The following is a 13,978-nucleotide window of genomic DNA, read 5'->3' as shown; positions in this document are numbered from 1 at the left end:
CCGCCGCGGCGGGGGGCGTGAGGTGGCCGTCGCCGCGGGGGGGGGGGGGGGGGCGCGGGGGGGGGCGGGGGCGGCCGGGCCCCCCCCCCCCCCCGGCCGCGGGGCGGCCCCCCCCCCCCCCCCCCCCCCCCCCCGCGGCGCCGCGCGCCCCCCCCCCCCCCCCCCGCCGCCAACTCGTCAGTAGTCGCGCTGCTGCGAGAACGCGTAGCGCGGGTTGATACCGCAATAGGACGACGTGCCGGAGGCGGTAGCGAGGCACTGCTGATAGCTGGCGAACTGGCAATTGCCGGGGTAACCCCACGAGCGGCCCTGGATGCAATATCGGTCGTTCGCAGGATGTGCCTGGGCGGCCGGGGATGCTACGGCGAGCAGGGCCGCGAGCGATGCGAGAGTGAGGATGGTGCGACGCATGTCGGTCTCCTTTGAGAGCGAGTGGGTGGGAATGTCAGCGAGCCTGGCTCGTCTGTTGCGCAGTCATGCCCGTGTTGGTGTCGCCAGAATGCCTTGCGTTCGCGACAAGGCACATCATGACGCAGCCTGCCGCCGGCAATGTGATCTCGGCCACAGTTCACGATGGGGTTCGAGCCTATCGTGAACGGACTTGCACGCGTCGATCCCGGAGAACTACGCTTGCCTTATTCGGATCAGGTATTTTGGAGGTTCTAATGCAGAAATCATACTTGCTGGCTGCGACAGCAGCGCTGGCGCTTCTCATGCAGACACCGCTCGCGTTGGCGCAGGGCGCACCAGCCGCCGCCGGAACCGCGGCGCCTGCGACGACAAATGCCGCGCCGGCAGCGACGACGACCGCGCCGGGCGCCACCAATGACGCTTCCAGCCAGCCGACCGACTCCAAAAAGAGTGCGTCGAAGAAGCCGGCGAAGAAGAAGATGACGCGGCAGCAGGAGATCGATCACTCGGTCGACAGTGGCACGGTGCCCGCGCGCTACCGCAGCTCGGTGCCCAAGCAGTACCAGCAATACATTCCGTTCGACAAGCAGTGACGGATCGCACGGCGGCGCGGCGTGATCGGGCATCGCGCCGCCGGTGTCACCGCGTGACGGACTTGAAATAGGACCTTGGCCGGACGGAATCCGGCCATACATCCCAGTGGCGGTCCGCGCGAGCGGTGCTAGAGTAGGCCGGAGCCTGGGGGAAGTAATGAGTGACGACGTGAGGGATGCTGGCCTTGTGGCCATGATCAGCAGCATCCTGGGAGGCAACAAGCGCACCTCAGAAAGTGTTGCGCCGCCGCCCCTCATCGAGGTTCCGCCGCCGACCGCGCCCACGAACGGTTTTGAGTTTGTCGAGTCCGCCCCCGATACGCCGCCGGCCACGCTCGAGAACAAGCCCGAAAACAATTCCGGGAACGCGCCCGATGCGACGCTGGCCCCCGCGAATCCGGTCGAGCCCCCAGCGAAGATCGCCACGACGCCTGATGGCAAGCAGTTGCTGCCTGCGGAAGCGATCGCCGATCTCGTCCTGGGTGAGCTGCGCAAGCTGGAGAATTTTCCGGCGACCGGTGCCTCCGTGACGGTCTACGGTTACAGGCACTGGAATGCGATGATCACCTTCGCGCCGTTCTCGACCACATTCCGGGACGCCACGCGGTTCCGGCAGGCCATGCCGGACATCGTCTTCAAGCTGCGCCGTTTCGTCGTACTTGAGATATGATCCGGGATGATCGCCAGCTTTTGCCCGCCGCGATCCTCGCGGCGCGAAGGCGCGGGCCGTGAGCCCGAACAGTTCGACAGGATTTTCGACTTGAGCGTTGCCTTTACCAAAGAAGAGAGCGCGGAAACCGCCGCCGAGACGCTGTTGCCGGATCGGCCGATCTCGCCGCATCCAAACCTCGTGACGGAAGCGGGCTTGCAGGCGCTGCAAAGACAGCTTCAGGACGCGCGCGAGGCCTATGAAGCCGCGCAGGCCATCGAGGACGTCAACGAAAAGCGCCGGCAATCGGCGGCGCCTTTGCGTGATGTCCGCTATCTCGCCGAACGGCTGCGCACGGCGCAGGTCATTCCCGCTCCGGCCTCGACCGATATCGTCGCCTTCGGCAGCACGGTGACCTTCAGCCGCGCCGATGGGCGCGTGCAAATCTATCGCATCGTCGGCGAGGATGAAGCCGATCCCAAGGCCGGCTCGATCTCGTTCGTGGCCCCTGTGGCGAAGTCGCTGATGGGGAAGGCGGTCGGGGATGTCGTGGGGTCGGGTGCGCAGGAGATCGAGATTTTGTCGATTGGGTAGGGGGCGTTTGTCGATGGTTTCCGCTGTGTCCGCGCAACAAGGCGCGATGGCTGCTGGATGAGGCGGTTTCTGTCGGGAGCGTTGCCGTTCTACGCGCTGGCCGGGTTGGCCATGTGCATGTATCTCGTCCTGTACAGGACTGATCTTTTCGACCTGAACGCCATCGTCCAGGATGCGACCGGTTCGTCGTGGTTTCCGGTCTTCATCTTCGTCTGCGTGCTGCTGGAGTCGGTCTTCCCGTATTTTGGCTATTTTCCCGGAACCGCTCTCATCTTGATGTCCGTGGCACTCAATCCGAAGCCCGCGGACGTCTCCGTCTTTATCGTGGCGTGGCTGGCCATCATCGTGGGCGCCGTCCTGAGTTACGGGCAGGCTCGTTTTTTCCGACCGCTGTTGCAGCGGGTCGCCTCAAAGGCGGCGCTGAACCGGTGTGAGTCCCTCCTCGACGCCTACGGTCCTTACGCGCGCATTGCCCTGTTCGTTCATCCCAACGCCTGCGCGATGTATTTCACGGCACTCGGACTTCTCGGCCGCAACCTGACGCGCGAGCTTGCCTATCTCGGCGTGGGCGCAGCAGCCTCCGTGGGGGTGCTGTTCGTCGTCGTGAGCAGACTCGTATCGTCCGTAGGCACCACCGACGACGGGGAATTGCAGCTGCTGCTGGCGGCAGCGCTGGTCGCCATCGGGACGTTCGTCGGTCTCTACGCAGCCTGGCGGCCGGCGCGGGCTGCGTAGGGCTGGAGATGGCGTGCGCGTCAACCGGAGTGGCACCGCTCGCAATGACGACATGACATCATCCGCAAAACAAAAGCCGGTGCAAAGGCGATGACCAATACTTCCGCTCAGGCCACCGCGACGATGCCATCATGCCGGTGTTTTGCCCGACGAGTCAAATCCGATTTCGGAAAAATAGTATCATTGTAACCCCTTGATCCGACTGAGGTCGGCTACTGTGCATGGGGTTGTTTTCGACATTTTTGATTGAGACGGTCCCGACACGCCACCAGGCGTCGAGGATGGGTCGGCAATCAGGTGGGCCGGCAATCAGGAGAGTTCAGGAAGGTGGATGGTGGGCGCACAAGGGATCGAACCTTGGACCTCTCCCGTGTGAACCACAATCTGTAGATCCAAGCGGGCCCCACGTAGCCATAGTTTTGTCGAAATAATGCATTTTCTTACAGTGCCTTATGGCTGTTTAAGCCTCAGTGAGCCATAAGCGGCCATACTGCATTTTGTGTGCCCCTGTTGTGCCCCCTCAGATTTTTCCCTTGGGGCACAAAGATGAGGGAGGGTCCGAGCTACGGTCTCTCGGTCGTTCCTTTTTGGGGCACACAGTGAAGCTTGGAGGGCCGGTTCTGATAGGGCGCGATTTTCGCCTCGCGGGGCACGCCGGGGCACAAAAGGTGGGGAAAGAGTCATGCCAGAGCCGACCAACCAGCTAACACTCACCGATGCGGTGATCCGCAACGCCACGCTGCCGCTCGGCAAGACCCAGCATTATCTCCACGATGACAAGCTGCCCGGCCTCGCTCTGCGCATGCGCGCCACCGGCGGCCGAACCTGGGTCTACCTCTTCACCAAGCCGGGGGTGAGAGGGACCCAGCGTAAGACCCTCGGCCCGTGGCCCAAGTACAATGAGAAGGCCGCGCGCAAGGCTGCCACCATCGCCGCCGGCGAGGTGGTCAAGGGCACGGACCCCAACGATGCGAAACGGGAGGCGAGGCGGCAACAGGCAGCCGAGAAGCAACGCACCATCCTGGCGGACCTCATCGCCGAAGATGGTCCCTACCAGACGTCCTTGACCGGACGTCAGGTCGTCAACTGGAAGGCAGCCATGTCGGCATTGCGGCGCGGGCTCAAGCAGCAGGCCGAAATCGGCGTGGGCGACTTGAAGCGGCGGCAAATCATGGCGGCAGTCGACCGCGTCGCCAAGACCGGCAAGCGCGGCGCGGCCAAGGACCTGCGCAAGCACACCCACACGTTCCTCGAATGGTGCGTCGGCGAGGGCTATGTCGACCACAATGTGCTAGCTGGCTATCGCGAGCCCAAGGAAACTCGTGCGCAAAGAGTGGGACGCCGAACCAAGGGCCGCGCACTGAGCGATGAAGAAATCATCAAGGTTTGGCATGCGTCCGGCAAGCTCGGCACCTTTGGGCTACTGACAAGGATGTGCTTGCTCGGCGGCGCGCGCCGGAGCGAGCCGACCATCATCGAGTGGCAGAAGCACATCATGGACGACCGGATCACCTTCGATGCGGCATGGACAAAAATGGGTCTGCACCACGATGTGCCGCGCACGCGCCTCGTTGACGAGGTGCTTGCGGCTGCGAAGCATTTCCAACGGGCCACGTCCGACTATGTCTTCCCGTCACCAAAGACCGGCGGCCAGATGTCGGGCTTCACAAAGATGGTCAACCGGCTGGTCAAGGAGTCGGGTGTCGCCAAGTTTACCATGCATGACTTGAGGCGCACTCTCCGCACTGTCATGTCACGCTGCGGCTACGATAACGAGATCCAGCGACTGTGTGTCGGGCAAAAGCCTGGCGGAATCGATCAAGTCTACAATCACGACGAACAGTGGATCATTCGCAAGATGGCGTTTGAAGCAGCTCATGACTACATCGCGGAATTGGTTGGCGCGATCAGGGTCGGCGGGGCCGTGCGCCTGCAGCGAACGAATCCGCTCGATCCAATCAAGGCCGAACTGCTCGGCCGGCTTCGCGAACACTATGCAGCCGAAGCGGCTTAGTGGTTTTGTCCGGCCAAATAGTCACGCACCGCATCGACACGATAGAGCGGGCGGCCCTCGACGTAGCGCCATTTCAGCGGGTGGTTCGGATCACGCCGCCACTGCTCCAGTGCGCCAGGCGTCCGCCGGATAACGGCGGCCGTCTCTAATGCCGTTAAATTGGAGCTGGCCGGCAGCGCATCGATATCGAACGTCGCGGGCGGCGGCACGCCACGATTCTTGCGACGCCGCTTTGTGGCAGGCGGCATCTCACCACTACTTGGCGGTCCTATCGCCTCGGTCGGAGGCTCTTCGTTTTCACCGTTCATGCCTCCGCCCCCAACCCTGATCCGGTTTGAGGCAATAAATCGCAGAGGTCAGCAGCAATATAGAAATCGAGGGCGCAGGTATGGCTGCTGGGTAGGTGTGGCGTACAAATAGGACAAATCGTGCCTGTTTCCGGAGGGCTTCCCGGTTAATCAAAAGCCTTGCCCAACTCCCGGGGGGCGGGATAGTAGGTTCGTGCAGCTGCTCGAACGCGAGGAGCAGATGTACCAAGCTTACCTTGAGCAGCACACGCGTTTCATCCCGCGGGAGTTCGTACAGAACCACGGTAGCGGGCTTAGCGAAAAGCACGGATGACTGGAACGCCGTCTCGACCCCCTGGACGCCCCTGCGCTCAATCTGTTTCAGACGACAGGTCGCAACCCAGCACAACTCATTTCAGATTTTAGCTACATATTCTCGACTACAAATCAGAAGATGACCGGTAAGCAAGCGCCGTGCTTTTCTTTCTGTGCCCGCATGCTCTTTATGATTCCGCATGCAAACCTTTTCACCCTGCTTGATCTACTAGATGACCGTACGCACAAGAAGACTCCTAATCCGCTGTTTCGAGAAACCATACCGCTGCTTCCACCAGCGGCCCGACATTTTTTTGAGAATGACTTCTATTCCCCCAACTACGCCTCCACCCGTGAGGAAATCAAGGCGCGCATCTGGGGCGTATTAGAAAACGATCCGCTTCTTCTATGCTGAATGCCAACACTCGAAAGGTTGATTTCACCAGGTACATTCGCGAGAGAAAAATCGTTTTGGTCAATACGCGAATTACTCAGCTCAAAGAGGCGCACCAAACGCTGGGACGCTACATTATTGCTCTCACCCTCGATTCAATTCAGTCGCGGCAAGGGCGCGACCCTGTGTATCTCGTGATAGATGGGTTTCAGGAATTTGCGATCCGGTGAAGACGCCGCAAGCACTTCGGCTCCTCCGCGAATGTGGTGGCGGCGCAGTGCTCGCGCACCAAAACATGTTCTGCAATGAACTCGATGATGACACGCGTAATGCTATTTCGACGAATACGAGCATCAAGTACGCATCAAGTCCGGAGGCGAGAGATTCACAGTATATGGCTGGCGATATGCGCTGCACCGATGAATTCTTGATGGCGCAACACCAGTCCAAAGAGTTCGCCAAATTCGCTTGTTTCGTTCGGGGCTGCATCCACCACTACAGCAAGCGAGTAGCTACTCAGTCTCGGAGCGATCGCGATCTTGTCGGTGCGTTACCGACCGCAGTCGCCTACGCGACACACGCAAGAGCGAAGGAACAGGGTCGATCGAGCGCAACTCGCCCCGGTTGCCGAGCTGGTGCCAAGTCTCCGACCGTGTCTGGCCGCCGGCCTCGGAGTAGCGATCAACCGCCTTCTGAAGCCGTTCCACCTCGTTGACGATGTCTCGGACAGCTCGCTCGTACGGTGGATCAGGTCTGTCCTTCAGGTCACTAAGCTTCTCTGTCAAATGCCACAGCGAATCGTTTACCTCCGCATAGAACGGGTTACACCTCTTTCGTGCTTTCTTCAGCTCCTCCCCAGCCGTCCAAGTTACGGTCGTCAGGCTTACCGACTCGTCAGCGGATACGTCACTGTCGAGCTCGACCGCCTCTCGTGCAAACACCTTTACGCTCAGATCGGTGTTTCCGTTCCAATTCAATGTCTTCAGATAGAGCACGCTCTCATTCCAGACATCGACGATGCCATAGAGGAAGGTGGTCGTGTTGGCGACAGTAGTCACCGTGCCATCCGGATTCTTGATCGTAAGTGGACTGTTGACCGTGAGCTGGGTCCAGCTCCCGTGCACCGGTGCTGGCGAATCATTGATGCTCCAATCAAATCTCGCGTTCGCCATCCCTCGCGCTACAGCGAAGATGGGTTGCTCTACCAGCTGCTCGTGCTTGGAGAACTCGTAGGCAGACGGCGGGCACATCAGTCCGGGCTTCACCACGAAGGAAGTCGAGTTGGGGTCATCGAAGTGGCCTTTGTCGATGGGGTCAGCTTGCGTGGTCTGAATGCTGCGATGCGCCGCATCAAGCAGTGGGAAGATGTTATCCCGTCGCATGTTGCTCGTTGTCGAGTTGCGAATGTGTGCCGCAAGAAGCGCGTTGAAAGCTGGGTACGCAGCACCGGATGCTTCTCCAGTGACACGCGAATAGGTCTCGGCGAGAGTGCCGCCGCCCGCGCGAATAACCTTCTCCAGCGGAATCCCGCGCTGGTAGACGAGATAATTGATGAACAGTATTGCACAGCCATAGGAGTAGATATCTTGGTCGGTATTCTTGGTGGTCGATACGAAGTCGAAGCGCGGCGAGTTACCGCTCCCGCCGTTTAACCATTGATTGATTCGGGGCCCCTGGCCGGCATCATAGTAACCTCGCGGATGCAGGAGCGCGCCCAGCAAGTTCGACAGACCCTCTCCCGGAGAAGCGCCCGCGTCCCATCCGTAGCCGGTGAACCCCATCAGGATTTCGGCCAGCTCTGCCACGAAGACGAACCTTGGAAACTCTACGACGGCGGCATTGAGATCTGGACCACTGAGGGGTGGCGGATCTGGAGGGAAGAGCGATGGAGGTGGAGGCGGAGGGGGCGTGAATGCTCGCCTTATCCAGATTTGACTGCTCTCTTCCGTCTCGTAGCCGTAGTTCCAGCCATTAGCCGTCGCTGACGGATCATCTTTTAAGACCACGACCCAAATGGAGTGCGGCGAACTCATTCCCGCTGCGAAGTTCGTACTGAAAAGCTGGTTGAGCCTGAACAGGTCCGTTTCGCAGACTGCTGCGATGCTTTGCGCACGCTGCCGAGCGCCTGGATCGTTTTCGCAGGTGACGAGGAAGTTCGTGGTCTCGGCAACTATTTCGTAGCCAGAAAAATATCCGGGCATTGCGTGACCTCCTTAAATTGAACCTCAGTATTCATCATTTGATCTTGTACAAAGAACTGACGAGCATGCGTATGAAGCTGTTCACATCAGGTGAGATAGCTGTCCGACTGCACGCTCCCCCGACAGCTTGCGTTTGTTGTTTCACGCATACAAGCGCAACACGTGCGTTACTTTCGTAAAATGCGAAAAACGAATTCAAGTAGAAGCCACTTGCATGAAAACGGAAATTGATTGCGGGTGCGACCCGTTGTCAGACCGAGGTTTCGAGCCACGTGCTCGGCGGCGTTGCGTTGTGAACTGTCTGATCTGCCTCTACGGGTATCCTAACTAGAACAGCACCGGCACTAGCCCGTTTTAGCCTTAGTGGCCTATTGGAGTTTGGGAGTAGCCGAGTTTGCAAAGCCCGGCAGCAGGCGCTACGAGGCCATTCCCCGCTGTGACCGGGTGGCGAGTGTCCTCGAGCTCTGCCCGAGGTAATCAATCTAGTCGACCCATAGGAGGCCGAGAGCAGCAACCGAAAAAGCGCCCTAGCTGCTTTGTAGCTGGCAGTGGCGCGGCTGCCACATCACAACTGTCTCTTCGCTGGTGCGCACGCGCCAAGTCCACCCTCGCCCTCGCCTCGTCACGGCGACATCATAGATTGGGAATTGATCAGACATTGCACTGCGAAAGGATTGCGAACGGTCTGAGAATAGTTCAAACGCCTGACCCAATCCACAGGTGCCGACACCCCTTTTTATGCGCCCCGGGAGAGTTTTCGCTCGAATGAGGTGTTCGAATTAGTCCTAGCGGCTGCAAAACTGTTTGAAGGTTAAAGGATCTCGGTATAGCCTCGGGAGGTCCGGCTTTGATGAAAGTTTTTAGAAGTGCCGCCTCATTGGCGGGTTCACATATACGCCCCCCGCAGCACGGCACTTCCTCCTCCAGAGATCACGCATCATGTCATCTCCCAGCAAGATTGCGCTCTTCATTGATGGGGCCAATCTTTACGCCAAATTTTGAGACGCGCTGGCGAGCCGCGATAAGTGTGGCCCTGCGACATGTCGGCAACCTGCCAGGCCCGGCGGGTCTCACAATGTTCGAACTAACTCGGCCGCGAGACCGGCCGTCTATTCAGGATCGCGCCGTCACCCCGGTTTTCGTTCGACGTTGCACCTCGGAACACAGCAATAAATCGATCGCCTTCCCAAAGCTCAACGTCGTGCTCGCCACACATTTGCTCGGCTCGACGTCTCGCCGCCTGCTCGTCAACGCAGTCGAGCTTTGCGGCGCAGATCACTCGCCGGCTGCTGTCCACCACGAAAACTTTGTACCGCATGATGGTGGCCCCATCCAAAACGAGGACCATCATCGTAATCGAATGTTCGTCTAAGGCAGTGCCAATCTAAGTGCGGGCGCGCGGATCCTTTGTACGTGTGGCAATTCGGCTATACCAACTCCTGGAATTCATCGATCGCGCGGCGTCGCGCGCGTGTTGCACCAGCTCACTGGCGTAATCTCACCGCCTGCCGAAGCGTGCGGCTCGAGCTTAGGATCGAGAAGCCACCAAGCGTCATCAGCAGCACACCTAACCAAGTTGCCGTCCAGCTGTGTGCCTCGTCGTGCGCCGCTGAAATGCGCGCGCCCATCGGCATAGCTGGAGGTGAGCCGGCGAGCGCGGGCGCGAGGAGCTGCTCAACGTCGACTTGGCCCGGCACGGAATGCTCAGGCGTAAGCCGGCCGCTGTGAAGAATGGTGGGGGCCGCTGAAGTCATTATGATGCCCATGGCGAGTACGGAAGCGGCATCAGCTACCTTGATTTCGGGTACAGGAGGCTCTGCCGGTGCGGAGCGCAGCAACTCCGCGCGCGCATCAGCCACCGCGCTCTGCCTGGGCCGCGCAGTCCCGTTCTCGTCCAAATTCGCGGCGCGATCTTGGGCCCCGCGATGACGAACTGTCTTCTTCACCTTCGCGATACCCTCCGTCAGGAACCAGCATTTACGGTGGCCGTCGAACCGATAGACCCAATGCGCCCCGTCCGCGGTCGTCCTGTCGGGCCGCGGCAAGCATTCCGCTTGCGCGGAAGACGTCGCGGCGTCTTCGCGAGAAGTGGTATTGAGAAGCTCGGCAAGAGGATTGGATAACGAAGGGGTCGTCCAAAGACCGCCAGCAAGAACGAAACCGGCAAAGCAAATACGCAGTTGACCGGACATAGGAAACTCCGGTGTTGCGCCTCCAACCCGGGCACGACCCTTTGCCGGGACATGGGCCGCGATGCGGCTGAAATCGGGCAGCGCTATGGATTCATTGCGAGATTGTCGCTGTTTTTTGCAGAGATGCGACCGGGACTGGCGGCCGATCCACCTGATGCGCTGCAACGAGACCGCTGCTTTTCTGCGGCGCGCCTACGCGCATCTCGCTCCCAAGGCCGGCAACATCGGTATGCGCTCACCTTTTGCCGACACATGAATTCGTCTTCAGGAACACACCTCATGAGTTTGCATTGTCCCTTTGTTTTCGATTTGTAGTGAGGCCCACGATGCGTCTTCTTCATAGAATAGCCGCGATTGCGACAGTCCCGGCTTGGATGTGGACACATGCAGAGTCGGCCGCAGCACAAGACTTCAATGAGAGATGGTCGATCATTCCAAAAGCACACGCCGAGCCGGCTCCTGAACCACCGGAGCAGACTAATCAGAGCCCGCAGCCGCTACCTCGGATTGGGAAAGAGCCGACGCGTAGCTCGGAAGATCATTCAGCCCCTCGATCTTTCAACCAAGTGTTCTCCGGGAAGGCCTCCTATTATTCGTATTCGAAAAGAAAGACCGCGAGCGGCGCCACGTTTGATCGGAATTCGCTAACTGCAGCTCATCGCAACCTGCCGTTCGGCACGCATGTTCGCGTCACTGATCTGAAGAGCAGCAAATCGGTGGTCGTTCGTATCACCGATCGCGGACCGTGGGTTCGCGGTCGCGTCATCGACCTTTCGCTTGGCGCCGCGCGCAGCTTGGAGATTACCGATCGTGGCGTCGCCCGGGTTCGCGCAGAGGTGCTTTAGCTAGTAACCCTTGGCCGTCACGACGGCCGAACTCATTCCGGTTGGCCTTATTTGATCGGGACCGCACAACGGTCATCAAGGAGGCCGAGCATCGGGAAAGTGATAGAACGACCGTCATAAAAAAGAAAAATGAGGACGGCAGCTGAGAGAAAGCCGTCATTCATCACGATAACGACTAACAAAAAAGCCCGGACCACCGTCCGGGCTTTTCTCTTGCCTTGCGAGCACAGAGACGGTCTGTTTGTTTCGCTACTTCTTACTCGGATCGTGGCCTGGATTGACGTAAGCAATCCCGAATGGCTCCTGACCGTGAATTTGAACAACGGAAGGACTGCTTGTCCAACCATAGTGATTCATTTTGGCGGGCGCTTCGGCGTATCCGCCCGCTGTTAGCTCAATCGCCTTCGTCTCATCGAGTTTGTCGCCCATTCCAATGTGAAAGTTGCCCGATATGACGGTAGCGCCTTCATTTGTTGGATGATTATGCGGGAATTTTATAACCGCTTGGCATTCTTAGGCGCAGAACGAACAGCCCTTCTTTGGAGGGGGCGCCGGAGAGTACGACGGTGTCCGCTCCCTTCGGCAAGGTGGGTGGTGCTGTCTCCCATTTAAGGTCACCAGAGCTAGTCGGCATTTTCATCCCATCGGCAATGGCCGTGTTGGCACCTGCCAGGACGAAAGCCAAAGCGAGCAAGCGACTGAGCATCCTCTCCTCCTTTTGGTGTGCGGTCATCGTGTGCCAGCGGTGAAGCAAGTCAACTGAAAGTTAACCTGCCGCTGACGGCATTCTGACGACCGGAGGCCTTCGCAGATTGATGATCCCACCAACACTGACAGCTCCGCTGACCTTGGCTTGCCAACGCTCGGGCGAAAAGATCGAAGAATTCAGCCGGTTAAATTTGCTCGCTGGAGCCTTACGCAGCAACGGCTTCAACCCGCGAGCCCCTCTTCCCGCACAGCGCTGTGTGGGTTACGGCTTGTTCGGATTGAACGCGAACACGGTGCCCCGAAGACTGGTCTAGTTGGCGATTGTCCACGGAAGAAGCTCAATCACGTCATCTGCCGGCAAGTTCAAGTGCCGGCCTAAGCCCCTCACGATAGACTCTCGAACCGAGCAAGCCGGGGAGGCATTGGCTTTGTGCTGTCGGACCCGCCGCGTGGCCCTCTAAGGATTGGCTTGCTCGGTTAGCTCTTTGTTTTAGTTGCCGGGGTTCAGATACGTGCGCCGGGAGTCGTTCACGCCGCAGCCGAATTCGAGCACCGCGCGAACCTCAAGCCCGAGCACATCCCAGCCGAGCCGCGTTTCGACCATCGGGCCGTCGGCCCCGTTGAGATACGCGACCATGATCGTGGCGACCTCGGCCGGATCGGCGAACAAGCGCCACGCGTTGCCGGTCAGCCTCGGATCGACGCTCACGAGGATCTTGCCGGCGAAGGGGTTCACTGCGCTGTTCTGATTCGGATACAGCGTGGTTGCGAGGAACTGCTCCGCTTCCGTTTCCTTCGCCGGCTCCACAACGAGGTGTTTCGGCGTGACGTTGATCGGCGTCTTTCCATCGATGTCCTTCATGCCCCGAAGCGCCTGACGTGCGGCGCTCAACGACGTGATGGTGATCGCGTCGCCGCTGGCCGATTTGTTTCCGCGCGCGGCGCCGGTGCCGTACAGCGGGTTTACCCTTTTCGCGGCGGGTGCGTTGGTCGGCGGCGGATTGATTTGCCACGCGAATCTGGGGAGGCTCGGCTCAGCAAAGGACGGAGCGCGCAATGCTGGAATCGAGCGATATTCAATTTGCTTGTAACGATGCGCGGGTGCGCAATGCCGCGATCGTCGACCTGATTCATCAGGGCGATCGGCATGCCTTGGCGCTACTTCAATTTTATATAGCGGTCGCCAGCGCCGCGATTTCTGCGGCGGCAGCTATCTTTGTTACGGCCGCCCCTGTCCCGAAGGTCTTTGCATGGGTGCCGATAGGCATCGCCGTTCCGCTTGTCGGAGGCGCTTACTGCTGCTTTGTCAGCATGTGGAGCGCTGATATCCATTTGCCGGGCCGGTCGGCTGATTTTTGGCAATGGGCAATGAGACCGGACATCGAAACAAAAGCGGTCTATGAGGCCTATCTTGTTCGTCTGCTAGAGGGCCAAACCACCAACACCGCGCTAAACAAGCGGATGGCAAAATGGCTAGACTACGCCAAACGGTGCGGCGTCCTCGCACCGTTCTTTGGACTGATCTCATTGCTCATCGCGATTGTTGCCAGGCTTTAGCGCATGGGCAGTCGCGGCGTCTCGTTCTTTCGATGGTCCTGATCGGTCGGCGGCGGAGGCGGCGGCGTGTACGGCTCGCGCTTGTCGTCGCTCGGCTCGGTTCCTTCGCTAATCATAACCGGCATCCCATCTTCGAATCGAAGTTTACCCTACCATAAAAGCTATCTTTCCGGTGGCTAGTGGGACTTTCAGGGTGGAAAGGCTAAGGATTGAGTGGAATGATATGTTGTCCCACCCAAGGCTAACCCATTGATTGTTCAAACTTCCTAAAGTCCCGCTAGGGAGCGCCATAAAATCAAATAGTTAGTGGGCTGACAAACTGGGTGTCCATTTGGTGTCCTGTCCATCACTGCTATGCGGTGTCCACGTTGTTCAAATTCCGGGAGCGGACAGCAGGCGCTTTTCGTCGCCAAGCGGCTCAAGCCGCAGCCGCTGTCGTCGAGACACGCTTATCCCGGCAGCCGCTCAAGAGCGCTCGAGGAT

13 protein-coding genes are annotated in these 13,978 nt (G+C 59.3%); 8 read left to right on the top strand and 5 right to left on the bottom strand.

The genetic code is table 11. The features are described from left to right. Positions 1–177: 177 nt before the first annotated feature. The gene (locus AC0L3C_RS29255; RefSeq protein ID WP_007596464.1) at positions 178–411 is read right to left on the bottom strand and encodes a DUF3551 domain-containing protein; all 234 of its coding nucleotides are present in this window, start codon (positions 409–411) and stop codon (positions 178–180) included. Positions 412–665: 254 nt separating this feature from the next. Between AC0L3C_RS29255 and AC0L3C_RS29250 the strand changes: the two genes are divergently transcribed. From AC0L3C_RS29250 to AC0L3C_RS29230, 5 genes are all read left to right on the top strand, one after another. Next, positions 666–1,004, top strand: a complete 339-nt coding sequence (locus tag AC0L3C_RS29250) for a hypothetical protein (RefSeq protein WP_473265763.1) — start codon at positions 666–668, stop codon at positions 1,002–1,004. 157 nt (positions 1,005–1,161) lie between these two features. Further along, a complete protein-coding gene (locus AC0L3C_RS29245; protein WP_473284845.1) occupies positions 1,162–1,674 on the top strand; it encodes a hypothetical protein in 513 nt (170 codons plus the stop codon). Between the two features lie 90 nt (positions 1,675–1,764). Continuing rightward, the gene (gene greA, locus AC0L3C_RS29240; RefSeq protein WP_473409670.1) at positions 1,765–2,247 is read left to right on the top strand and encodes a transcription elongation factor GreA; all 483 of its coding nucleotides are present in this window, start codon (positions 1,765–1,767) and stop codon (positions 2,245–2,247) included. 57 nt (positions 2,248–2,304) lie between these two features. Continuing rightward, on the top strand, positions 2,305–2,982 hold the full coding sequence (locus AC0L3C_RS29235) for a hypothetical protein (RefSeq protein ID WP_473409669.1): 678 nt from the start codon (positions 2,305–2,307) through the stop codon (positions 2,980–2,982). Positions 2,983–3,664: 682 nt separating this feature from the next. Beyond that, positions 3,665–4,996, top strand: coding sequence for a tyrosine-type recombinase/integrase (locus AC0L3C_RS29230; RefSeq protein WP_473409668.1), 1,332 nt, complete (start codon positions 3,665–3,667; stop codon positions 4,994–4,996). On the opposite strand, the gene AC0L3C_RS29225 is transcribed toward AC0L3C_RS29230, so the two are convergent. Next, positions 4,993–5,304 (bottom strand): hypothetical protein, encoded by a 312-nt coding sequence (locus AC0L3C_RS29225; protein WP_473409667.1) that lies wholly within the window; start codon positions 5,302–5,304, stop codon positions 4,993–4,995. The genes AC0L3C_RS29230 and AC0L3C_RS29225 overlap by 4 nt on opposite strands. 433 nt (positions 5,305–5,737) lie before the next feature. Between AC0L3C_RS29225 and AC0L3C_RS29220 the strand changes: the two genes are divergently transcribed. Beyond that, a complete protein-coding gene (locus tag AC0L3C_RS29220; RefSeq protein WP_473409666.1) occupies positions 5,738–6,013 on the top strand; it encodes a hypothetical protein in 276 nt (91 codons plus the stop codon). A 491-nt stretch (positions 6,014–6,504) separates the two neighbouring features. On the opposite strand, the gene AC0L3C_RS29215 is transcribed toward AC0L3C_RS29220, so the two are convergent. Next, a complete protein-coding gene (locus AC0L3C_RS29215; RefSeq protein ID WP_473409665.1) occupies positions 6,505–8,193 on the bottom strand; it encodes a hypothetical protein in 1,689 nt (562 codons plus the stop codon). Positions 8,194–9,677: 1,484 nt separating this feature from the next. After that, the gene (locus tag AC0L3C_RS29210; protein ID WP_473409664.1) at positions 9,678–10,385 is read right to left on the bottom strand and encodes a hypothetical protein; all 708 of its coding nucleotides are present in this window, start codon (positions 10,383–10,385) and stop codon (positions 9,678–9,680) included. A 326-nt stretch (positions 10,386–10,711) separates the two neighbouring features. On the opposite strand from AC0L3C_RS29210, the gene AC0L3C_RS29205 reads away from it, so the two are divergent. Continuing rightward, positions 10,712–11,230, top strand: a complete 519-nt coding sequence (locus tag AC0L3C_RS29205) for a septal ring lytic transglycosylase RlpA family protein (RefSeq protein ID WP_473409663.1) — start codon at positions 10,712–10,714, stop codon at positions 11,228–11,230. A gap of 1,198 nt (positions 11,231–12,428) precedes the next feature. Here AC0L3C_RS29205 and AC0L3C_RS29200 read toward each other — a convergent pair. After that, positions 12,429–12,995 carry a phage major capsid protein gene (locus tag AC0L3C_RS29200; protein WP_473409662.1) on the bottom strand — a complete coding sequence of 189 codons (567 nt, stop codon included), beginning with the start codon at positions 12,993–12,995 and terminating at the stop codon, positions 12,429–12,431. Between AC0L3C_RS29200 and AC0L3C_RS29195 the strand changes: the two genes are divergently transcribed. Then, positions 12,995–13,495, top strand: coding sequence for a hypothetical protein (locus AC0L3C_RS29195; protein ID WP_473409661.1), 501 nt, complete (start codon positions 12,995–12,997; stop codon positions 13,493–13,495). The genes AC0L3C_RS29200 and AC0L3C_RS29195 overlap by 1 nt on opposite strands. Positions 13,496–13,978 lie beyond the last annotated feature (483 nt).

Source organism: Bradyrhizobium sp. WSM4872 (assembly GCF_055811715.1).
Note: the sequence above shows the minus strand (reverse complement) of the source record. Positions and strands in the feature narration are given on the sequence as shown.